This window comes from Pseudoduganella namucuonensis, from assembly GCF_900116645.1.
In the GTDB taxonomy this organism is placed as follows: domain Bacteria; phylum Pseudomonadota; class Gammaproteobacteria; order Burkholderiales; family Burkholderiaceae_D; genus Rugamonas; species Rugamonas namucuonensis.
Window position 1 is genome coordinate 42,990 of record NZ_FPBO01000044.1, and the last position, 21,021, is coordinate 64,010.

Sequence of the window (21,021 nt, forward strand, 5' to 3'; positions counted from 1 at the left end):
GGGCGGGACGGGTTCGCGATCAGGCGGACTGCCGGATGACCAGCCGGTGCGGCAGGGTTTCCGAGGCCGGCGACTGGCCGGCCATGCGCTGCAGCAGCAGGTGCATGGCGCGCTCCCCCAGCAGTTCGCGCGGCTGGCCGATGGTGGTCAGCGGCGGCTCGAAGATGCCGGCGAACGGGATGTCGTCGAAGCCGATCACCGCGATGTCGTCCGGCACCGCCAGTCCGGCCGCCACCACCGCCTTGATGGCGCCGATCGCCAGCGTGTCCGACACGGCGAGGATGGCGTCGGGCCGGTCGGCGCCGGCCAGCATGCGCCGGGCGGCGAGTTCGCCCAGGTAGTAATCGACCCCGCCGGTGTTCTGGATGTAGCCTTCGCGCTCGCCGATGTCGGCGGCGCGCAGCGCGTCCAGGTAGCCGTTCAGGCGCTGCCCGGCGTACAGGTAGCGGCTGTCGCTGTTGATCAACGCGATCCGGCGGCGTCCCTTGGACAGCAGGTACAGCACGGCGTCCTTGGCGGCCAGGTAGTGGTCGATGCTGACGTGGGGCACCTGGTCGCCGGGCACGAATTCCGAACAGGCCACCCAGGGCTGGCCCTTGACCTCCTCGGCCACCAGGCGCTGCGTCGTGTACGGGTCCATGCAGATCACGCCGTCGTACAGGCGGCTGCTCAGCATCTGCACGTGGGCCCGCTCGCGCGCCTCGTTGACCACCGTTTCGCACACCAGCACCTCGTAGTCGTGCGAGCGGGCCACGGCGCTGATGCCGCGCACGATGCTGGCGTAGTAGCTGTTGCCCAGGTCCGGCAGCAGCACCAGGATCAGGCGCGTCTGCGCGGTGCGCAGCGAGCGGGCCGACACGTCCACCCGGTAGTCGAGCGCGCTGATGGCCCGCAGCACCCGCTCGCGCGTCTCGCCGCGCACCGACGCGTGATTGTTCAGTACCCGTGAAACGGTGGCGGTGGATACGCCGGCGTGCCGCGCGACGTCGGCGACTGCGACCATGTGTTTTCCTCTGCTGATGTAATGGATTGCATTGTACATGTAATCGATTGCACGGGTGGCCGCCATGGCGCCATGGGCGCGGACGGGCGCCGGCTCAGGGCCGCTTCAGGAAGTCCGCGCCCAAGCCCAGCAGCACGTCGCGCACCAGCGACGCCGTGCTCTGGCATTCCAGCTTGTCCTTGATGCTGGCGCGGTGCACGTCGACCGTCTTGACGCTGATGTTCAGCTCGCGCGCGATGACCTTGCTGGGCGCGCCGTGCAGTATCTGGTCCAGCACCTCGCGCTCGCGCGGGCTGAGCAGCTTGATGCGCTCGCGCAGCAGCAGGCGCCGGGCGCGCGCGGGCTGGCCGCTGGCGGCCGCCTTCAAGGTCAGCTGGATGCGGTCCAGCATCTGCTGCGAGTTGTAGGGCTTTTCGAAGAAGTCGACTGCGCCGTTCCGCAGCGCGCGCACCGACATCGGAATGTCGCCATGGCCGGAGACGAAGATCAGCGGCAGCTCGGCGCCGATGGCGTTGAGCCGCTCCTGCAGCTCGAAGCCGCTCACCTCGGGCATGCGCACGTCCACCACCAGGCAGCTCACGCTGAGCGGGTCGTAGGCCCGCAGGAAGGCCTCGGGGCCGGCGTGGCATTCGGTGCGGATGTTCACGGAACTGAGCAGCCAGGCCAGGGAGTTGCGGGCGCCCTCGTCGTCGTCCACGATATACACGAGTGGGGTGGTCATCATCGTCGCCTCAAAAAAACACACCAGTTATACCAGCAAAAGGCGCGGCGGTGTGGCCGGCCCGCTAGGGGAAATCCCTAGCGCGCATGCTGTTCGGCCGGATTGTCCGGCGGCCGCGCTTCCCCCAAACTGGCGGGCATCCATCCACCAGGGAGTACTCATGAGCGTCAACCATGCCAGCGAGGCGCGGCGCGTCGAATTCCGCAACGCCATGGCGCATTTGCCGGCCGCGGTCAGCATCGTCACCACCGACGGCGCGGCGGGGCGCTGCGGCATCACCGCCAGCGCCGTCTGTTCGGTCACCGACAGCCCGCCCACCATCGTCGTCTGCATCAACCGCGGCAGCGCCATGCACGACGTCTTCAAGCGGAACGCCCACCTGTGCGTCAATGTGCTGGGCGGCCAGCACGAGCAGCTCGCGCTGCATTTTTCCGGCGCCACGAAACTGCCCATGGAACAGCGCTTCGCGCTGGCCGGCTGGCGCGGCGGGGTGGCCGGCCAGCCGGTGCTGGACGGCGCCCTCGTCAAGCTGCAGGGCCATATCGGGGAGTGCAAGGAGGTCGGTTCCCATTCGGTCATGTTCGTGGAGCTGGACAGCATCGACATCAGCGAAGAGCGGGACAGCCTGATGTACTTCAACCGCCTGTTCCACAAGGTGCGCCGGGTGCGGCCGGGACGGGGCTGACCCGGCGCCGGTCTCCAGCGCATAGGCGTGGCCGGTGTGCCGCCGTCCACCTCGCGCTCGGCTCAGCGCATGAACAAGCCGCCGTTGATGTCCCAGCAAGCGCCGGTCGCCGAACCGGCTTGCGGCGACGCCAGCAGCACGACCGCGTCGGCGATGAAGCCGGCGTCGCCCAGCGCGCGCGTGGGAATGGTCTGGGTGATGGCGGCCAGCCTCTCGGCCGGCACGCTTTCATGCACGATGGGCAGGTCCAGCGGACCCGGTGAAATGGCGTTGACGGTCACGCCGTCGGCGGCCAGTTCGCGCGCGAACACCTTGGTCAGCGTCAGCACGCCGCCCTTGGCGGCCGCGTAGTGGGCGCCGGTGGCGGTGCCGCCGGTCTGCCCGGCCAGCGAGGCGATGTTGATGACGCGGCCGTAGCCCTGGCGCGCGAAGGCCGCGCCGAACACCTGGCAGGCCAGGAACACGCCCTTCAGGTTGACCGCCACCACGGCGTCGAAGTCCTCCGGCGTGATCTCCATCAGCGGCGCCACGCGCGACTGGCCGGCGTTGTTGACCAGCACGTGGACGCCGCCCCAGCGTTCCTGCAGCAGCGCCAGCGCCGCCGTGAAGTCGGCCTTGACGCGCACGTCCAGCCGCAGGGCCAGCGCGCTGCCGCCCCCGGGGTCCAGGCCGCGCGCGACCGCGCCGGCGCCGTCCAGGTCGATGTCCGCCACGGCCACGCGGTAGCCCGCCGCGTGCAGCCGGCGCGCCACCTGCTCGCCGAGCCCGCGGGCGGCGCCGCTGACCAGCGCCACGTTGTTGTGTGCCGCCATGGCGTCAGCCCCCCTGGATGATCAGCGCGCGGCCGATGCGCGCCTCGATCTTCCCGTACTTCCACAGCCGGTCCCCGCCCACCTTGACGGTGCGGAACAGGTTGCAGCCGGCGACGACGGTGTCGAGGTCGGCCACGTCGGCCATGATGTAGACGGTCCACGGCCAGGAGGCGGACGCGCCCACCATGGTGCGGTCGTCGTCCATGGTGCCGAGGACGGTCACGCCGGGCAGGGCGGCGAGGGCGCTCATCATCTCGCCGTAGCCCTTCCAGACGGCGGCGATGCCGCTTTCCGGCAGGTCGAAGAAATTTTGCGTGACGCCGATGCAGAACAGCACGCGCAGCGGATCTTTTTGTGGGTCGGACATGGTATCTCCAGCGTGGGGTAGGGAAGCGGTCACAGGAAGCCCGGCATCGGCGGCACGCCCAGCGCCACCGCGCCGGCGCCGTCGTACACGCCTTCGCCGAGGAAGGCGTGCTGCTTGACGACGGCGGCGTCGCGCAGGTAGCGCTGCAGCGGATGGCTGGTGTAGATGGCGGTGGTGCCGGCCAGCGTGAACATGCTGTCCACCACCTCGTAGCCGGCGCGCGCCACCTCCACCGCCGTCAGGCGCAGCATGGCCACCTGCTCGGGCGCGACCGGGTCGCCGGCCAGGATGGCGCGCCAGGTCTCGCCGGTGGTCTCGTACAGGAAATGGCGCGCCGAGCGCAGCCTGGCCTCGGCCTTGGCCACCTCGATGCGCACGTAGGAACGGTCGGCCAGCCTGGGCGCGCCGGTGATGGCGACCCGGCCGCCGGCCATCTGGCCGATCTCGTCGAGCGCGGCGCGGGCGATGCCGAGGTTGACGGCGCCCAGCACCTGGGCCGCGTAGGCCAGCGTGGGGTAGCGGAACAGCGGTTCGTCGATGGCCGGCTCGCCGCCGCGCAGGAAGGTCCACTCCTCGGGCACGAACTGTTGATGGACTTTCAGGTCGTGGCTGCCGGTGCCGCTCAAGCCCATCACGTCCCAGTTGTCGACGATCTCGACCTGGGCGGGTGGCAGCACGGCGGTGCGCACCTTGGCGCCGGGCTGGCCGGGCGCGCCCGCGCCTATGCCCACGCCCAGCACGTCGGCGCCCTTGCAGCCGCTGGCGAACTTCCAGGTGCCGTTCACTTGCCAGCCGCCGGCGGCGGCGGTGGCCGGCTGCACCGGGAACACGCCGGCGGCGAACACCAGGTCGGGCGAATCCGCGTACAGGATGGCCTGGGTGGCCCTGGGCAGGGCCGCCAGGTAGATGGCGGCGCTGCCGAAGCTGGCCACCCAGCCCGCCGAGCCGTCGGCCTGCGATATGCGTTCCACCAGTTGCAGGAAGTCGGCCGGCGCCATGCCGCTGCCGCCGAAGCAGACCGGGGTCGAGGCGCGGTACACGCCCTGCTGTTTCAGGCGGTCGACGATGTCGCGCGGTATGTGGCGCAGGCGGGTGAATTCGGCGTGGCGCTCCCGTATGTCGGCGAGCAGTTGCGCCATGGTCTCGGGCTGGCTGGCGCTTGCTTGTTGTGGCGCTTGGTGCGGCATCTGTTTCTCCATGTTGGTAAGCTTGACAACGAGTGTATGGGGCCCTTCCTCCCGCCACAATTCGGGGGATTCGGGAATTCCTAAGTGATATCGGCGGTGCGCCTAAAGAAAACCCCTAGTGCCGCCCGGTCGGCGCGGGGCGCGCCGTATAATCGGCCGCGGGGCAACTTGGACGGCGGGGCATCATGGGCGGTTTCGAACTGGACGATTTCAAGCGGATGATGGAAGCGCTGTCTTCCTGCGTGATCCTGCACGACGCCGAGAGCAAGGCCATCCTGTGGGCCAACCCGGCCGCCTGCGCCATGCTGGGTTTCACGCTGGAGGAACTGCTGCCGCTGAAGGCGCCCGACATGAGCAGTTCGGCCAAGCCGTACGAGCGCGAGACCGGCCTGCGCTGGCTGCACGGCGCCGTGTTGAACGGCATGAACGTGATCGAGTGGTGCTACCGGGCCAAGAACGGCGAGGAGATCCTGTCCGAGGCCATCGCCACGCTGGTGCACCTGGCGCGGCGGGACGTGGTGATGGTCCAGTTCCGCAACATCGAGCGGGAGGAGCGGGTCAAGCGCGAGATGAAGCGGCTGGAAAGCCGGCTGAAGGAATTCATGCAGGACTCGGACGAGGGCCTGGCCGTGCTGCGGCCGGACGGCGGCATCGAATACCTGAGCGACGCCGGCCGCAAGCTGCTGGGACTGGCGCCGGACCAGCCGCTGCCGCCGTTCACCGACTTGTGCGACCCGGCCTCGCGCCGGGAGCTGCGGGACTTGCTCAAACTGGCGCTGCCGGACGCCTTGTCCTTCCCCTTCAGCTACACGATCGAACCGCCCGGCGGCGCGCGCCGCTGGCACCAGGCCAGTTGCCGCCACATCGAGATCGAAAACGATTTGAAGGGGCATTTGCTGCATTTCCGCGACATCACGCAGCAGGTGGAGGCCGAACACGCGCGCCGCCACCAGCAGGAGGCGCTGGAGTACCTGGCGCGCTACAACGCCATGGGGGAAATGGCCACGGCCATCGCGCACGAATTGAGCCAGCCGCTGGCCGCCATCCGCAATTACCTGGAGGGCGCCGTGCTGCGCCTGCAAGCCCCGGACCCGTCGCCCGAGACCATCGCCTGGGGCTTGCGCAACGCCGGCCGCCAGGTGGACCACGCGGCCGCCATCATCAAGAGCGTGCGCGAGTACGTGGTGAAACTGGACCAGGCCGAGGCGCTGGTGGACCTGAACGAGATCCTGGCCGAGATCCGCTACTTCATCGAAGTGAAGGCGGAGGAGGCCGGCGTGCCGGTCGAACTGGAGCCCTGCGACGGCCCGCTGATGGTCAGCTGCGAACGGGTGCTGATCGGCCAGGTGATCCTGAACCTCGCCTTCAACGCCATCGAGGCCATGCAGCACAGGCCCGGGGACGGGCGCGGTATCCGCATCGGCAGCGCGCGCCAGGACGGCAAGGCGGTGCTGGCGGTGCGCGACCACGGCGCCGGCATCGACGCCGCGCTGCACGAGCGCCTGTTCGACGGCTTCTTCACCTCCAAGGTGAGCGGCAACGGCATCGGGCTGGCGCTGTGCAAGAACATCGTGGCGCGCCACCGGGGCGATATCTGGGCCCAGCCCGCTCCGGAGGGCGGCGCGGTGTTCTGCTTCTCGCTACCGCTGCAGTAGGCGCCTGGCCGCGGCGGGAATATCCGCGGGATTCATGGCGCGCATGTTCCGCACCGATTTGATCCACGACGGTGCCGGTCCTAGAATGGCTGCAACCATACTCCAGGACCCCTTATGACCACCGCCGCACAAGCCGATACCACCCTGCGAACCCTGGCCGCGCGCCTGCACCGGCTGGAAGCCGAACGCGCCGTGCGCAACACGCTGGCGCGCTACATGGCGCTGTGCGACCAGCCCTGCGACGATCGGGACTTTCCCCGGTTGGGCGATTTGTTCACCGAGGACGCGGCGTGGGAGGGCGTGGGCGAGCGCTATGCGCGGACCTTCGGCCGCCAGGTCGGGCGCGCCGCCATCACCGCCTTCCTGGGCGGCTACCTGGCGCCTTCCACCCATTTCAAGCGCAACCTGCATTTCCTGACGTCGGACCAGGTGACGGTGGCGGGGGATGGCGAACGGGTTCACGGGCAGTGGATCATGCTGCAGATTTCGACCTACGAGGATGGCCGCTCGGAAGCCATTTCGGCGCGCCTGCAAGTGGAATTCAGCGCGGCGCCGGACGGGCGTTGGCTGATCGCGCGCTTCCGCACCGAGCGCCTGGATTGCGTGCCTTGGGACGTGGCCGGCGGCGCGGCGGCTTGATTGAAACCAGCGGCAAATGCCGGGGTCGGACCCGGGAGGGTCTGACCCCAGGGTTGCGCTCCGGGTTTTTCAGGCCAGGAAGTCTTCCAGCGCGCGGGTGAATCCGGCCGCCGCCTCGATGTTGGACAGGTGGGAGGCGTCCAGCCGCGCGCAGGCCGCGTGCCGGATGCGGCCGCGCATGTCCTCCGCGTCGTCCACCGTGGTCACGGGGTCTTGCAGGCCGGCGATCAGCAGCGTGGGGGCGTCGATCGCGCCGATCTCGTCGCGCAGGTCGGCCTCGGCCAGGGCCAGGCAGCATTCGGCGTAGCCTTCGGCCGGGCAGGCGCGCAGGCCCGCGATCAGCACCGCCACCTGTTCCGGCGCGCGGGCCGCGTAGCCACGCGTGAACCAGCGTCCGGCGGCGCCGTCGGCCACGCCGTCCATGCCCCCGGCCCGAACCTGTTTGGCGCGCTGGCGCCAGCCTTGCGCCGTGCCGATGCGCGCCGCGCTGTTGGCCACCACCAGGCCTTGCAGCCGGTGGCCGGCATGCACGCCCAGCCACAGGCCCGTGAGGCCGCCCATGGAGATGCCGCAGAAGCTCGCGCGTTCGATTTCCAGCGCGTCGAGCAGGCGCAGCGCGTCCCGGCCCAGCCCCGCCAGCGTGCAGCCGGGCGCGCCGGGACCGGAGGCGCCGTGGCCGCGCGTGTCGTAGCGCAGCACGCGGAACTTGTGCCGCAGCGCCTCGGCCTGCGGCCGCCACATGGACATCGTCGTGCCCAGCGAGTTTGAAAACATCAGCACCGGCGCCCCGGCCGGGCCCTCCAGCTGATACGCGATCTGTCGCGGGCCTGGATCGAGGATGGGCATGCGGCGCTCCGGGACTCAGGCGGTGAAGTGGGCGCGCGCGATCTCGGCGGCCGGCAGGCCGTGGCGCTCGGGGTGCAGCTCGAAATCGAAGTCGATCGAGAGGAACGGCGCGTCCACCTCGTGCGCGCGCAGGGCCGCGGGGTCGGTCACGCGCGTCATCGGCGGCACCAGGCCGTCGCGCGTGGCGAAGGCGAAGTCGTCCCACAGGTAGGGATCGCCCTCGATGTTGATCTGGGTGGTCAGCTTGCGGTAGCCCGGCGTGGAGACGAAGAAGTGGATGTGGGCCGGCCGCGTGCCGTGCCGTCCCAGCAGCTTGAGCAGGCTGTCGGTGGCGCCGCCCGGCGGCACGCTGTAGCCGACCGGCACCAGGGTGCGCAGGCGGTAGCGCCCCTCGGCGTCGGTGCGGATGCTCCTGCGCAGGTTGAACGGGGTCTGGCCGGGGTCGAAGAAGGAATAGCCGCCCAGGTGGTTGGCGTGCCACACCTCCACCAGCGCGTTCGCCAGCGGCGCGCCGTCGGCGCCGCGCACCTGGCCCTGCATGAACAGCACCTCGCCCGGCTGCGGGTCCTGGTCCAGGCGCGCCGAGCCATGGCTCTCCGGCGCGCCGGCCACGTACAGCGGACCCTCGATGGTGCGCGGCGTGCCGCCGCTGACGCCCTGGCGCGCCTCCGCCTCGTCCATGCGCAGGTCGAGGAAGTGCTCGAAGCCCAGGCCGGCGGCGATCAGGCCGTATTCGCCGGAGCGGCCGGCCTCGCCCAGGTAGTTGACGGCGCTCCAGAACTCCTCGGGCTGGATGTCGAGGTCCTCGATGGTGACGAACAGGTCGTGCACGATGCGGTTGACGATGGCCTGGACGCGGGGATTGCCGGCGCCGGTCTCGGTGCTTTCGATTTTTTGCAGCAGGGCTGCGATTGCTTGCTTGTCCATCTTGGTCTCCTTGGTTTTATCGGTTTTACTGGATATTGCGGCGGGTGGTCTGGTTAGCGGTCGTCGTCGTGGATGGAGGACGGGTGGCGGCACAGCGCCGCCACCGAGATCTCCATGTAGGGGAACAGCGGCAGGGACGTGAGCAGCTCGTGCAGCTCGGCCGGGCAGGACACGTCGAAGATGCTGACGTTGGCGTAGCGGCCGGCGACGCGCCACAGATGGCGCCAGCGGCCGTCGCGCTGCAGCTCGGCGGCCAGCTCCTTTTCCCTCAGCTTCAGCTGGTCCGCCTCCGCCCCTGGCATGGCGGGCGGCAGCTGGACGTTCATGGTTACCTGGAACAGCATGGGTGTTTCCTCCGGATGTCAGGCGATCGAATAAGTCTTGGCGGGCGCCTTGTCGCGGCGCAGGAAATCGAGCTTGTCCTCGTCGAGCTCTATGCCCAGGCCGGGGCCGGACGGCAGCTGCAGCGAAAAGTCGCTGTACACCAGCGGCGTGCGCAGGATCTCCTCGGTCAGCAGCAGGGGGCCGAACAGCTCCGTGCCCCAGGCCAGCGCGCCGAAGGTGGCGAACAACTGGGCCGAGGCGATGGTGCCGACCGCGCCCTCCAGCATGGTGCCGCCGTACAGCGCCACGTGGGCCGCGTCGCCGATGCCGGCCACCTGCCGGGCGCCGCGCAGGCCGCCCGACTGGGTGATCTTGATGGCGAACACGTCGGCCGCGCGGGCGGCCGCCAGGCGGTAGGCGTCGGCCGGGCCGTGCAAGGCCTCGTCGGCCATCAGCGGCACCCGGTTCTGCTCGCGCAGGCGGCGCATGCCCTCGTGGTTGCCGGCCGCGATGGGCTGCTCCACCAGGTCGACGCCGGCGTCCTCCAGCAAGCGCATGCCGAGCATGGCGTCGGTCTCGTCCCAGGCTTGGTTGACGTCGACCCGCACGCTGGCGCGGTCGCCCAGGGCGCGCTTGATGGCGGCCACGTGGGCCGCGTCGGCGCGCGGCGCGCGCAGGCCGATCTTCAGCTTGAAGACGCGGTGGCGGCGCAGGTCCAGCATCTTCTCCGCCTCGGCGATGTCGCGCGCGGTGTCGCCGCTGGCCAGGGTCCAGGCCACCGGCAGGCTGTCGCGCACGCGGCCGCCGAACAGGTCGCTGAGCGGCACGCCCAGGCGGCGCGCGTGGGCGTCGAACAGCGCGGTCTCGATCGCGCACTTGGCGAAGCGGTTGCCCTGCACGGCGCCGCACAGCTTGTCCATGCAGGCGGCCGGGCTGGTGGCGTCGGCGCCCAGCAGCAGCGGCGCCATGTAGCGCTCGATATTGACCTTGATGCTTTCCGGGCTCTCCTCGCCGTAGGCCAGGCCGCCTATGGTGCTGGCCTCGCCGCAGCCGGTGACGCCGTCGCTGGCGCGGATGCGCACCAGCACCAGGTGCTGCTGGCGCATGGTGGCCACCGACAGCTGGTGGGGACGGATGGTGGGGATGTCGAGCAGCAGTACTTCGACCGCCTCGACGCGTGTCTGGGGTATGGGTGTGTGGGACATGGGTATCCTTGTTCAGAGATCGAGCACCAGCCGCGCGGACCTGGCGCGCGAGACGCACAGGCAGATCTGGTCGTTGCGCGCCTTTTCCTTCTTGGACAGGCAGTTGTCGCGGTGGTCGGGTTCGCCCTCCAGCAGCGGCACCACGCAGGTGCCGCAGATGCCCTCGCGGCAGGAGGTGTCGATGGCGACGCCGATGGCGGCCAGCGCGTCGACGATGGCGGTGCCCGCCGGCACCGGCACGATCCGGCCCGAGCCGGCGAGTTGCACCTCGAAGGGACCGTCGCCGCCGGCGCTGCTGGCGGCCGGCGCGCCGGCCTGGAAATGCTCCAGGTGGATCGCGTCCTCGCCGCGCGAGCGCGCCGCGCAGCGCACCACCGCGTCCATGAACGGCGCCGGGCCGCAGGTGTAGACGTGGGCGTCCGGGCCGGCCGCGTTCATGCAGGCGTCCAGGTAGTGCGCCATCGCGTCCTGTTGCACGCCGTAGTGGAAGCGCACGTGGTGGGCGAAGGGGGGCGCGCCCAGCAGGTCGGCGAAGGCCGTGTGTTCCGGCGCGCGGGTGAAGTAGTGCAGCGTGAAGCGCTTGCCCTCGCCGATCAGCTGGTGGGCCATCGCCAGCAGCGGCGTGATGCCGATGCCGGCGCCGAACAGCACGTGCTCGCCGGCGTCCGGGTCGAGCGCGAACAGGTTGCGCGGCGCGCCCACCTCCAGCTCCGTGCGCACGGAGACCCGCTCGTGCAGGGCTTGCGAGCCGCCGCGCGACACCGCCTCCCGCTTCACCGCGATGGTGTAGGCGTGGGCGTCGCCGGGCGAACCGCAGAGCGAATACTGCCGCGTGACGCCGCCCGGCGCGGTGACGTCGACGTGCGCGCCGGCCTCGTAGCGAGCCAGCGGCGCGCCGTCGGCCCGCACCAGCCGGAACGAGCGCACGTCCGGCGTCTCGTCAACGATTTTCTCGACGATCAGTTTCATGGCGGGGCCTATAACAGGAAGCCGATGGCGCTCAGGCTGTCCTCGGCGTTGACCAGGCGGATCACCTTTTGCAGCAGCCTGGGCGTCTCGCCCGCCAGGTCGATGCGGTGCGTCAGGTCGGCAGCGTACAGCGTGTGCTTGCCGCGCTTGTAGCCCACCACCACCTGCGAGGAGTTGACCTCCACCACGCCGCCCGCCTCGGACACCAGGCGGAAACGCGACACCGTGCGCACCGTCTTGGCCGCGTCGGCGGCCGACATCGAGTGGCCGGAGGACAGCCGCTCGACGCGCAGCCGGCGCATGCGGGCGTCGTCGTACACATAGTTCAGGCGGCCGGCGTAGTCGTCGGTGCCGTGCTCGATCGGCACGATGTATTTGCCATCCTCGGCCCACAGCGCGGCCCAGCCGGCGTAGTCCTTGCGGTCCAGTATTTCGGCTTCCGCCCAGATGTAGGCGATCGCCCGGCCCAGCGGCCCGGCCAGGCCGCTCAGTTCCGCGTTGTTATTCGTCATTGCTCATCATCCTTTTCCACATGTCATAGGCTTCGCGCATGCCCGTTTCGTCCGTCGAGTGCGACATCCTGTCGCCGTTCGGCTCCACCGTTTCGCGGTTCAAGCCGCGGTTGACCAGGATGGGCACGTCGCGCCCGGCGTAGGAGCCGGCCTGCACGCGCTCCCAGGCCTCGGCGTCGTCCGGGCTGCCGAAGCCGAACGGGCCCTGGAAATGCTCGTGTATGCGCATGCGTTCGCGGTTGGCCACCTCGGGGCCGCCGTCCATGCCCAGCGCCACGTGGCGGATCTCGGTCTCGGTCACCGAGATCGGGCGCAGCACGCGGAAGAAGGACATCGACATCGCCACGTTCGGGAACAGGTTCAGGTTGAAGCCCGCCCCGTGCAGCGAACGCACGATGCGCCTGACCTGCTCCGGCGGGAAATCCCTGGACAGCTCGGCGATGGTGTCGGCGAAGCGCGCCTGCAGCTGCTCGCTGCCGTCGTCCTGGTCGAAGTCCACGTGCTCGGGCACCATCACCATCACGCTGTGGCCGTTGCCCAGCGCGCGCGTCACCGAGGCCTCGTCCGTCATGAAGGACAGCATCTCCGAGGTCTCCTCGTCCACCGACTGCATGAAGGTCTTGTGCACCACCGGGAAGTGGTAGCCGTCGGTGGTGTTCTCCAGCTGGATCTTCCAGTTGCCGTCGAACTTGAACTTGTGCTCGCCCATGGTCTTGATCGGGTAGCCGGCGCCCTGTTTCATGAACAGGTCCATCCAGTGGCGGGCGCCGCCCAGGAACTCCTCCAGCGGCTGCACCTCCTGGTTGAAGCTGGCGAACACCATGCCGGCGTAGCTGCCCACGCGCAGGCTCTTGAGCGGCAGGTCGGACTTTTCGATCAGGTCCGTGTAGCCGTCCGGGTAGGGCAGGGCGCGCAGCTTGCCGTCCAGGCCATAGGACCAGCTGTGGTAGGGGCAGGTGAAGCCGGTGGCGTTGCCCTTGTGCTTTTCGCAGACCGTGGCGCCGCGGTGGCGGCAGCGGTTCTCCAGCACGTTGATCTTGCCGCTCCGGTCGCGCACCACGATGACGGGCTGGCGGCCGATGGTGGCGGTCTTGAAGTCGCCCGGCTCGCGCAATTCGCTCTCGTGGGCGACCCAGATCCAGGTCTTGTAAAAGATCTTGTCCAGCTCCGCCTCGAAGATCGCGGGGTCGTTGTAGAGCGACGGGTCGACGCCGTCGGGCTGCACCAGGTCCGCGTGGGACGTGCCTGGCACTCTGGGGTGGAAACGCAGTGGGGCATTCATATCTTGTTCTCCTTTGCTAACTTCAAGTCGTGGCGCGCAGCGCACGCTCCAGGTGCAGCGCCAGCGCGCATATTTTTTCGTCCTCGCCCTTGCGGCCGACCAGCTGCAGGCCCGCCTTCAGCTTGCCGCCGGCCAGCGGCAGGGGGAGGGTGAGGGCCGGGTGGCCGCTCAGGTTGAACGGCCGTATCAGCGCGCTCATGGCCAGCACCGGCAGGCCGGCCTCGACCTCCGCCAGCGTGGGCGGCAGGCGCGGCAGGGTCGGCAGCACCAGCGCGTCGGCGTGCGTCAGCGCGCGGTCCACCTCGGCGGTGAAGGCCTCGCGCACGCGCTCGGCCTTGTCCCTTTGCGCGGCGGTGGTGGCGGCGGCCAGCGTCAGCCGCTTTTCCACGTCCGCGCTCAATTCGCCGCGGCCGGCCAGGTGGCCGAAGGCGCGCGAGGTCTCGGCGTTGATCAGCACCATGCCGGCCTCGAAGGCGTGCGCCATGCCGGGCAGGCCCACGCCGTCCACCTGCCAGCCGGCGCGCGCCACCGCGAGTTCGACCGCTTGCGCGATGGCGGGGTCGCCGCCGCAGTCGACCAGGCGCACCCGCGCCCGCCGCTGCTCCTGGCGCGCCGCGCCCAGGTTGAAATCGGGCGCGATCACCGCCATGGCGGCGATCAGCATGTCCATGGTGCGGGCCAGCGGGCCGACGCAATCGAGCGTGCTGTGGCGCGGATGGGCGCCGGCGCGGCTCACCCGGCCGAAGCTGGGCTTGAAGCCGATCACGCCGCAGCAGGCCGCCGGCATGCGGATGGAGCCGCCGGTGTCGCTGCCCAGCGCCATGTCGACCAGGCCGGCGCCGACGGCGGCGGCCGAGCCGCTGGACGAGCCGCCCGGGATCAGCGCGCCGTCCTGCGGATTGCGCGGGGTGCCGGTCCAGGCGTTGACGCCGGTCATGCCGTAGGCCAGTTCGTGCATATTGGTTTTGCCGACGATCTTCCAGCCGGCGTCGAGCAGCAGGCGCACCACGTCGGCGTGGGCCGTGGCGGGCGCCGCGCCGGCCAGCGCGCGGCTGCCGCCGCGGGTGGGCATGCCGGCGATGTCGATGCAATCCTTGACGCCGACGATGGCGCCGCCGTCGCCCAACTCGCCCAGTTCGAAGACGGAGACGAAGGCGTTGCCCGGGTTGGCGGTAGTGGTGGTCATGGTGCGGTCCGTTCCTTTGCTGAGGGTCGAGAGCAATTCTAGGTCTGGTAGTTAAATAGATCAAATTCATGTAGCATATGCACATAATCAATCTGGCGGATTTTGGTATGACGACCTTCAACAATATGGATTTGAACCTGCTGCGGGTGTTCCAGGCCATCGCGGACGAGCGCAGCCTGACCCTGGCGGGCGACCGCCTGCACCTGTCGCAGCCGGCGGTCAGCTACGCGCTGCGCCGGCTGCGGGTGATCTTCGACGACCCGCTGTTCATCCGGACCAAGACCGGCATGCAGCCGACGCCGTCCGCGCTGGAGCTGGCCAAGCCGATCTCGCGCGCGCTGCAGGCGGTGCAGGACGCGCTCAGCTACGCCGAGCAGTTCAATCCCGCGCTCAGCACGCGCGTGTTCCGCGCCTCGATGACGGACGCCGGCGAGATGTTCTTCCTGCCGCCGGTGTGCGAGCACTTGTACGCCCACGCGCCGCACGCGCGGCTGCACGTGGAGCAGGTGCCGTCGGCGGCCATCGAGGAGGCGCTGCGCACCGGCCAGCTGGACTTCGCCATCGGCAACCTGCCGGCGCTGAAGTCGTCCACGCGCCACGCGCTGCTGTTCGAGGAAAGCTATGTGTGCCTGACGCGCAAGCGCGCGCAGTTGCCGGACCGGGCCAAGCTGGAACTGGACGAGTTCCTGGCCCTGTCCCATGTGCTGATCCAGTCCGCCGAAAGCAGCCACCACCAGCTGGAGGACACCTTCCGGGCCAAGGGCGTGTACCGCAAGATCGCGCTGGACATCCCGCACTTCTCGGTGCTGCCCCGCATCCTGGCGCGCTCCGACCTGGCCGTGACCCTGCCGCTGCGCATCGCCCGGCTGTTCAACGACGCGGACCAGTTCTCGATCTATGAATTGCCGGTGGACCTGCCCGAGGCCGAGGTCACGCTGCACTGGCATCAGGACTTCGAGAACGACGCCGGCCACCGCTGGCTGCGCGAGGTCATCACGGACCTGGTGCAGGAGTACGGCCGGCTGGTCTGAGCGGCCGGGCCCTCCGCGGCTTGAAACCGGGGACAGACCCGCGATCCGGGCCCCGTGCCCCTGCCGCGGCTTGTGGCGCGGAGGGGCTGTCCCCATGGCCGCGCCGTCTGGTCAGAACAGGTGGCGCACGCCGACGCGCAGCGCGTTCTGGCTGCCGTCGCCGGCCACCGCGCCCAGCGCCGCCGTGGTCTGCGCCGGATAGCCCTTGTCGCGCAGGAAGGCCGCGACGGCGTACACATTGGTGCGCCTGGACAGCTTGTAGTTGGCCACCAAGGTCAACTGGTCCGCGCCGCCGATGCCGTTGTTGCGGCTCTGGTGCTGCGCGCCGGCCGACAGGTCGACCAGCGCGCCGGCCGCCCAGGTGGCGCCGATCTCGTAGTTGTCGGCCCCGGGCTTGGCGCCGGCGTCGCTGCGCACCCGCGTCACCAAGGCGAACGGACGCACGGCGCCCCACTGGTAGTTGGCGCCCAGGCCGTAGATGCGGGTGGAGTACAGGCCGGCCGCGTCGCGCAGGTCGGTGAGGGCGAAGCCGGCGCTCAAGGGGCCGTCGTCGTAGGCGACGCGGGCGCTGTAGCTGCGCCCGGCGGCGCTGTTGCCCGCCACCTCGCCCAGCCCGTACATGGCGCCGACGCTCCAGCCGCCGAACTTCTGGCTCTGGAACTTGACGGAATTGTTGACGCGGTCGCCGGCGTAGATGCGGTCGTTCAGCACGCCGCCGGTGCGGCCGTTGGCGTGCAGGCCGAAGGCCAGCAGGCCGGCCACGGTGGCCGCGCCGGTGGCGTAGGCGTTCTGGCTGATCATGAAGTCGTACTGCCGTCCCACGCTGACGCTGCCCACCGCGTTGCCCAGGCCGACGAAGGCCTGGCGCCCGAACAGCAGCCCGCCCTGGCCCAGCGTGCCGTCGTCCAGCGAGTAGCCGGTTTCCAGCGTGAAGAACGCATCCACGCCGCCGCCCAGGTTTTCCACGCCCCTGAAGCCGATGCGGTTGGCGTTGGCCACGCCGGTGTCCATTTTCGTCAGCGACGTGGAGCCGCCGGCGACGGCGGCGTCCGAGTAACGCGTCAGGCCGGCGTCGATCAGGCCATAGATGGTCACCGAATCGGCCGCATGGGCCGCGCCGGCGCACAGCGACGCGGCGGCCAGCGCAAACAATTTCCTGCTATTCATGTACTACTCCCGGTTGTTATCAGTGAAGGTGCGGGGAATAGTAGGTTTTCGTCAAAAATAGGGCAAATTGATGTAGACGATGCGACACATGAATGCTACTGATTTTCCGTCGCTGTTTTCGAGCCCGCATAAAGATAAGAAATTTTCATCCTTGGTATCAATGGCATAAATTTGATTTATGTCATTGCGGCGCATAATATCGACACGTTGTTCGGCTTCATTCAGCGCGTTACTAGGGGAGATGTGATGGATTTGGATGTGATGTTGATACTTTTGACGGATGGGATAGCCAATGGCGCCATCTACCTGCTGGCGGGCATCGGCATGGTGCTGGTCTTCTCCGTCACCAGGGTCGTGTTCGTGCCGTTCGGCGACGTGGCGGTGTTCGCCGCGCTGAGCCTGGCGGCGTTTGAAAGCGGCAAGCTGCCGCCCACGGTGTGGCTGGTGTTGCTGCTGGCCGCGATCGCGGTCGGCTGCGAGGCGGTCAAGCTGGCGCGCGCCGGCGAGCTCCGCAAGATACCGGCCGCGGTGCTGGGCTGGGGCGTGCTGCCGGCGCTGCCCTGCGCCGCCGCCTGGGCGCTGGTGCAGACGCACGCCCCGGCGCCGCTGCAGGTGCTGGGCGCCATCCTGCTGGTGGTGCCGGTGGCCCCGCTGGCCGCGCGCATCCTGCTGCAACCCATCGCCGACGCCTCGTCGCTGGTGCTGCTGATGGCGGCGCTGGTGATGCACTTCCTGCTGGCCGGCCTGGGGCTGATGTTCTTCGGTCCCGAGGGCTACCGCACCCAGGCGCTGGTGGACGGCGCGTTGAACCTGGGCGAGACCTTCTCGCTGTCCATGCAGACCTTGCTGATGGTGGCCGCCGCCATCGTGCTCGGCGTGATGTTCTTCCTGTTCTTCGAGCGCACGCTGCTCGGCAAGGCCCTGCGCGCCACCGCCGTCAACCGCACCGGCGCGCGGCTGGTCGGCATCCGCCCCGCGCGCACCGCGCTCACCGCCTACCTGTGCGCCTCGCTGCTGGCCGGCCTGATCGGCGTGCTGATCGCCCCAATCACCACCCTGTACTACGACTCCGGCTTCACCATCGGCCTCAAGGCCTTCGTGGCGGCCATCATCGGCGGCTTGACGAGCTACCCGCTGACCGGCCTGGGCGCGATCGCGGTCGGCGTCCTGGAAAGCTTCGGCTCCTTCTGGAGCGGCGCGCTGAAGGACGTCATCGTCTTCAGCATGCTGATACCGGTGCTGATGATACGGTCCTACTACGCCCCCCACTCGGAAGAGGAAGAAGAGGAGATCTCCCAATGAGCAGCACGCGTTATATCCGGCTGGCTTCCATCGCCGCGGCCGCGGTCCTGGCCCTGCTGCCGCTGGTGTTGGGCAACTTCGGCCTGGGCTTGATGAACGACATCGGCATCGGCGCCATGATCGCGCTGGGCCTGGTGATGCTGACCGGCGTCGGCGGCGTCACCTCCTTCGGCCAGGCCGCCTTCGTCGGCATCGCCGCCTACTCGACCGCCTGGCTGACCTCGGCGCACGCCGTGTCGCCCTGGCTGGGCCTGGCGTTCGCCCTGCTGATGACGGGCGGCGCCGCGCTGATCATCGGCATGCTCACGCTCAGGCTGGGCAACCACTACCTGCCCATCAGCACCATCGCCTGGGGCTTGTCGGTGCCGCTGGTGCTCAGCAATATGGACGGGCTGGGGCGCCACACCGGCATGGGCAACATCAAGGCGGTCGAACTGGCCGGCGTGTCCCTCGCCTCCTCGGGCGCCATGTATTACCTGATCTGGGGCGCGCTGGGGCTGGTCTACCTGTTCAGCAGCAACCTGCTGCAATCGCGCCAGGGCAGGGCGATGCGCAGCCTGCGCGGCGGCAGCAGCCTGCTGGCCAGCGTGGGCGCGGACTCCTACCACCTGCGCCTGAAGCTGTTCGTCTACGCGGCGCTGCTGGCGGGCCTGGCCGGCTGGCTGTACGCGCACAACAACCGCTTCGTCAGCCCCTCGTCGTTCGACGTGCGCGCCAGCATCGACTACCTGCTGATGGGCGTGGTGGGCGGCCTGCTGCAGCTGCCGGGCGCGCTGGTCGGCTCGGCCATCGTCATCCTCATGCGCAACACGCTGCAGGACATCCTGCCGCACCTGTCCAGCCGCGGCGCGCAGATGGAGGTGATCGTCTTCAGCCTGCTGTTCCTGCTGTTGCTGCACCGCGCGCGCGCCGGCCTGTGCGGCTACGTGCTGAAGCTGGCCGGCCACTACCGCCGCGCGCTGTCCCCGGCCGGGCTGGAGACGGACGCCGACGTGCGTCCGCTGGAGCGGCGCCGGCAGCCTGCGGCCGGCAAGACCATCCTCACCGCGAACCAGGTGGTCAAGCGCTTCGGCGGCCTGGTGGCCGTCAACGAGGTCGGCTTCGAGATCCATGCGGGCGACATCGTCGGCCTGATCGGGCCCAACGGCGCGGGCAAGTCCACCATGTTCAACCTGCTCACGGGCGCCGCCCGGCTGACGTCCGGCAGCGTGTCCTTCATGGACCGCGACGTGACGAAGATGTCGCAGCGCGACATCGCCCAGCTCGGCATGGCGCGCACCTTCCAGCACGTCAAGCTGCGTCCGCAAATGAGCCTGCTCGACAACGTCGCGCTGGGCGCCCATGGCCGCACCAGCCGCGGCCTGGTCGCCGCCGGCCTGTGCCTGGACCGCGAGGAGGAGCGGCGCATCTTCCACGAGGCCCGCGTCCAGCTGGCCCGCGTCGGCCTGGCCGGGCGCGAACACGAGCTGGCCGGCTCGCTGCCGCTGGGCACCCAGCGCATGCTGGAGATCGCCCGCTCGCTGATGTCCGACCCCGTCATGCTGGTGCTCGACGAGCCCGCCGCCGGCCTGCGCCACGCGGAAAAGCAGGTGCTGGCCGAGCTGCTGAAGCAACTGCGCAGCGACGGCGTGACCATCATGATCGTCGAGCACGACATGGACTTTGTGATGAATCTGGTCGACCGCCTGGTCGTGATGAACTTCGGCAGCAAACTGATGGAGGGGAATCCGGCCGCCGTGCGGCGCGACTCCAAGGTCCAAGCCGCCTACCTGGGAGCCGCCGCGTGAAGCCCATCTTTGAAATCGACAACCTGAAGGTCAACTACGGGCAAGTGGAGGCGGTGCAGGGCATCTCGATCCGCCTGATGCCGGGCGAGATCATCTCCGTGATCGGCCCCAACGGCGCCGGCAAGACCACGCTGCTGGCCGCCGCCATGGGCCTGCTGCCGTCCAACGGCGCGGTGCGCCTGGACGGCGAGTCGCTGGACGGGGTGGACGTGGAGGCGCGGGTGGAGCGCGGCCTGTGCCTGGTGCCGGAAAAGCGCGAGCTGTTCGGCGACCTGCCCGTGCTCGACAACCTGCTGCTGGGCAGCTACAGCAAGGGCGACTCGAGCGCGGCGCGCAAGCGCAAGCTGGACGGCGTCTACCACCGCTTCCCGCGGCTGGCCGAGCGGCGCGCGCAGCGCTCCAACACGCTGTCCGGCGGCGAGCGCCAGATGCTGGCGCTGGGCCGCGCGCTGATGGCCGAGCCGCGCGTGCTGATGCTGGACGAGCCCAGCCTGGGCCTGGCGCCGCGCATCGTGTCCGAGATCCTCGGCATCGTGCGGGGGCTGCGCGACGACGGGGTGTCCATCATCCTGGTCGAGCAGAACGCGCTGGCCGCGCTGGAAAGCTCGGACCGCGGCTTCGTGCTGGAACTGGGCAAGGTCACCTTGAGCGGCGCCTCGCGCGAGCTGGCGCGGGATCCGAGGGTGCACGCGACCTATCTGGGCGGCGGCATCGACGATTGAGGCGCGATGCCGGTTCGAATTGTGTGGTTTGCCTTGCCAATGAAAACCTCCAGAGTTAGTGTCTAACTTCCGGGGGCTCACGAAGACCGAATAGTCGGCGCGATGCGCTCCTGGGCACGCTTGCAGCACAACGCCATGATATGACAGCTGATCGCGTTCGCCCAATTGCTGAGATAGCCCCCTGATTCACCGGACACGGCCTATGCGCTATTCTTACGGATAGGAATAGGACTGTGCATATGACTAGGAACAAGCAAACGATCGAAGTGGTAACCGTGAGCCAGGAACGCCGCCGGCGCTGGTCCGCCGAGGAAAAAGCTGCGCTGGTGCGCGAGACGTATGAACCGGGCATGAGCGTATCGCTGGTCGCACGCAAGCACGGCGTCGGCGCGAGCCAGCTGTTCAACTGGCGCAAGCTTGAGCGCGAAGGCGCGCTGACGGCCGTGACTGCTGGAGAATCGGTGGTGCCGGCAAGCGAACTGGCGGCCGCCCGCGCGCAGATCGCGCAGCTGCAACGGATGCTTGGCAAAAAGACGATGGAAGCGGAGATCCTGAAGGAGGCAGTCGAGTTCGCTCGAGAAAAAAAGTGGATTGCGCGCTCGCCCTTGTTGGACAAGGACGGCCAGTGAAGGCGGTCTGCTCGGCGCTGGGCGTGGCGCGCTCGAACGTGTGCGTGATGGCGGCGCGCCCGA

Annotated in this window: 21 protein-coding genes and 1 pseudogene; 8 read left to right on the top strand and 14 right to left on the bottom strand. The window is 69.2% G+C overall.

The features are described 5' to 3' along the window. Positions 1 to 19: 19 nt before the first annotated feature. Together BM436_RS31020 and BM436_RS31025 are read right to left on the bottom strand one after the other, a co-directional pair. Positions 20 to 1,003: a LacI family DNA-binding transcriptional regulator gene (locus BM436_RS31020; RefSeq protein WP_229490897.1), complete on the bottom strand. Its 984-nt coding sequence runs from the start codon at positions 1,001 to 1,003 to the stop codon at positions 20 to 22. 94 nt (positions 1,004 to 1,097) lie between these two features. Next, on the bottom strand, positions 1,098 to 1,727 hold the full coding sequence (locus BM436_RS31025) for a response regulator transcription factor (protein ID WP_093560092.1): 630 nt from the start codon (positions 1,725 to 1,727) through the stop codon (positions 1,098 to 1,100). Positions 1,728 to 1,884: 157 nt separating this feature from the next. On the opposite strand from BM436_RS31025, the gene hpaC reads away from it, so the two are divergent. Beyond that, a complete protein-coding gene (gene hpaC / locus BM436_RS31030) occupies positions 1,885 to 2,409 on the top strand; it encodes a 4-hydroxyphenylacetate 3-monooxygenase, reductase component (RefSeq protein WP_093560093.1) in 525 nt (174 codons plus the stop codon). 62 nt (positions 2,410 to 2,471) lie between these two features. Here the strand turns inward: hpaC and BM436_RS31035 are convergent, their stop codons facing one another. The 3 genes from BM436_RS31035 to BM436_RS31045 are packed head-to-tail and all read right to left on the bottom strand — an operon-like array spanning position 2,472 to position 4,775. Beyond that, positions 2,472 to 3,221: an SDR family NAD(P)-dependent oxidoreductase gene (locus BM436_RS31035; protein ID WP_093560095.1), complete on the bottom strand. Its 750-nt coding sequence runs from the start codon at positions 3,219 to 3,221 to the stop codon at positions 2,472 to 2,474. A gap of 4 nt (positions 3,222 to 3,225) precedes the next feature. Further along, positions 3,226 to 3,588: a hypothetical protein gene (locus tag BM436_RS31040; protein ID WP_093560097.1), complete on the bottom strand. Its 363-nt coding sequence runs from the start codon at positions 3,586 to 3,588 to the stop codon at positions 3,226 to 3,228. A 29-nt stretch (positions 3,589 to 3,617) separates the two neighbouring features. After that, complete coding sequence (locus tag BM436_RS31045) at positions 3,618 to 4,775, bottom strand: acyl-CoA dehydrogenase family protein (protein ID WP_093560098.1); 1,158 nt, start codon at positions 4,773 to 4,775, stop codon at positions 3,618 to 3,620. 185 nt (positions 4,776 to 4,960) lie between these two features. Here BM436_RS31045 and BM436_RS31050 point away from each other — a divergent pair, with 185 nt between their 5' ends. Both BM436_RS31050 and BM436_RS31055 read left to right on the top strand, forming a co-directional pair. Then, positions 4,961 to 6,430 (top strand): PAS domain-containing sensor histidine kinase, encoded by a 1,470-nt coding sequence (locus BM436_RS31050; protein ID WP_093560100.1) that lies wholly within the window; start codon positions 4,961 to 4,963, stop codon positions 6,428 to 6,430. A 114-nt stretch (positions 6,431 to 6,544) separates the two neighbouring features. Continuing rightward, positions 6,545 to 7,069 (top strand): nuclear transport factor 2 family protein, encoded by a 525-nt coding sequence (locus BM436_RS31055; RefSeq protein WP_093560102.1) that lies wholly within the window; start codon positions 6,545 to 6,547, stop codon positions 7,067 to 7,069. Positions 7,070 to 7,138: 69 nt separating this feature from the next. Here the strand turns inward: BM436_RS31055 and pcaD are convergent, their stop codons facing one another. From pcaD to BM436_RS31095, 8 genes are read right to left on the bottom strand one after another with little or no spacing between them, the layout of a single operon-like run. After that, positions 7,139 to 7,915 carry a 3-oxoadipate enol-lactonase gene (pcaD, locus tag BM436_RS31060; RefSeq protein ID WP_093560104.1) on the bottom strand — a complete coding sequence of 259 codons (777 nt, stop codon included), beginning with the start codon at positions 7,913 to 7,915 and terminating at the stop codon, positions 7,139 to 7,141. A gap of 15 nt (positions 7,916 to 7,930) precedes the next feature. Further along, positions 7,931 to 8,842: a catechol 1,2-dioxygenase gene (gene catA, locus BM436_RS31065; protein WP_093560106.1), complete on the bottom strand. Its 912-nt coding sequence runs from the start codon at positions 8,840 to 8,842 to the stop codon at positions 7,931 to 7,933. A gap of 53 nt (positions 8,843 to 8,895) precedes the next feature. Further along, complete coding sequence (gene catC, locus BM436_RS31070; RefSeq protein WP_093560108.1) at positions 8,896 to 9,186, bottom strand: muconolactone Delta-isomerase; 291 nt, start codon at positions 9,184 to 9,186, stop codon at positions 8,896 to 8,898. Positions 9,187 to 9,204: 18 nt separating this feature from the next. Then, positions 9,205 to 10,371 carry a muconate/chloromuconate family cycloisomerase gene (locus BM436_RS31075; protein ID WP_093560110.1) on the bottom strand — a complete coding sequence of 389 codons (1,167 nt, stop codon included), beginning with the start codon at positions 10,369 to 10,371 and terminating at the stop codon, positions 9,205 to 9,207. A gap of 12 nt (positions 10,372 to 10,383) precedes the next feature. After that, the gene (locus tag BM436_RS31080; protein WP_093560112.1) at positions 10,384 to 11,340 is read right to left on the bottom strand and encodes a PDR/VanB family oxidoreductase; all 957 of its coding nucleotides are present in this window, start codon (positions 11,338 to 11,340) and stop codon (positions 10,384 to 10,386) included. 8 nt (positions 11,341 to 11,348) lie between these two features. Then, the gene (locus tag BM436_RS31085; RefSeq protein ID WP_093560114.1) at positions 11,349 to 11,852 is read right to left on the bottom strand and encodes an aromatic-ring-hydroxylating dioxygenase subunit beta; all 504 of its coding nucleotides are present in this window, start codon (positions 11,850 to 11,852) and stop codon (positions 11,349 to 11,351) included. Beyond that, entirely contained in the window at positions 11,842 to 13,134 is a 1,293-nt protein-coding gene (locus BM436_RS31090; protein WP_093560116.1) for an aromatic ring-hydroxylating oxygenase subunit alpha, read from the bottom strand. Before BM436_RS31090 ends, BM436_RS31085 begins: the two co-directional genes overlap by 11 nt. Before the next feature lie 22 nt (positions 13,135 to 13,156). Next, positions 13,157 to 14,320, bottom strand: a complete 1,164-nt coding sequence (locus BM436_RS31095) for an amidase (RefSeq protein ID WP_093560118.1) — start codon at positions 14,318 to 14,320, stop codon at positions 13,157 to 13,159. Between the two features lie 107 nt (positions 14,321 to 14,427). Between BM436_RS31095 and BM436_RS31100 the strand changes: the two genes are divergently transcribed. Continuing rightward, positions 14,428 to 15,351: a LysR family transcriptional regulator gene (locus tag BM436_RS31100; protein ID WP_093560120.1), complete on the top strand. Its 924-nt coding sequence runs from the start codon at positions 14,428 to 14,430 to the stop codon at positions 15,349 to 15,351. A gap of 111 nt (positions 15,352 to 15,462) precedes the next feature. Here the strand turns inward: BM436_RS31100 and BM436_RS31105 are convergent, their stop codons facing one another. Continuing rightward, entirely contained in the window at positions 15,463 to 16,518 is a 1,056-nt protein-coding gene (locus BM436_RS31105; protein WP_093560122.1) for a porin, read from the bottom strand. A 246-nt stretch (positions 16,519 to 16,764) separates the two neighbouring features. Between BM436_RS31105 and BM436_RS31110 the strand changes: the two genes are divergently transcribed. The 4 genes and pseudogenes from BM436_RS31110 to BM436_RS31125 all read left to right on the top strand — a co-directional run. Continuing rightward, positions 16,765 to 17,820 carry a branched-chain amino acid ABC transporter permease gene (locus tag BM436_RS31110; protein ID WP_093560124.1) on the top strand — a complete coding sequence of 352 codons (1,056 nt, stop codon included), beginning with the start codon at positions 16,765 to 16,767 and terminating at the stop codon, positions 17,818 to 17,820. Next, entirely contained in the window at positions 17,817 to 19,607 is a 1,791-nt protein-coding gene (locus tag BM436_RS31115; protein WP_093560126.1) for a branched-chain amino acid ABC transporter ATP-binding protein/permease, read from the top strand. Before BM436_RS31110 ends, BM436_RS31115 begins: the two co-directional genes overlap by 4 nt. After that, the gene (locus BM436_RS31120) at positions 19,604 to 20,329 is read left to right on the top strand and encodes an ABC transporter ATP-binding protein (RefSeq protein ID WP_093560128.1); all 726 of its coding nucleotides are present in this window, start codon (positions 19,604 to 19,606) and stop codon (positions 20,327 to 20,329) included. Before BM436_RS31115 ends, BM436_RS31120 begins: the two co-directional genes overlap by 4 nt. Positions 20,330 to 20,568: 239 nt before the next feature. After that, positions 20,569 to 21,021, top strand: a pseudogene (locus BM436_RS31125) (transposase); the annotation flags it as partial.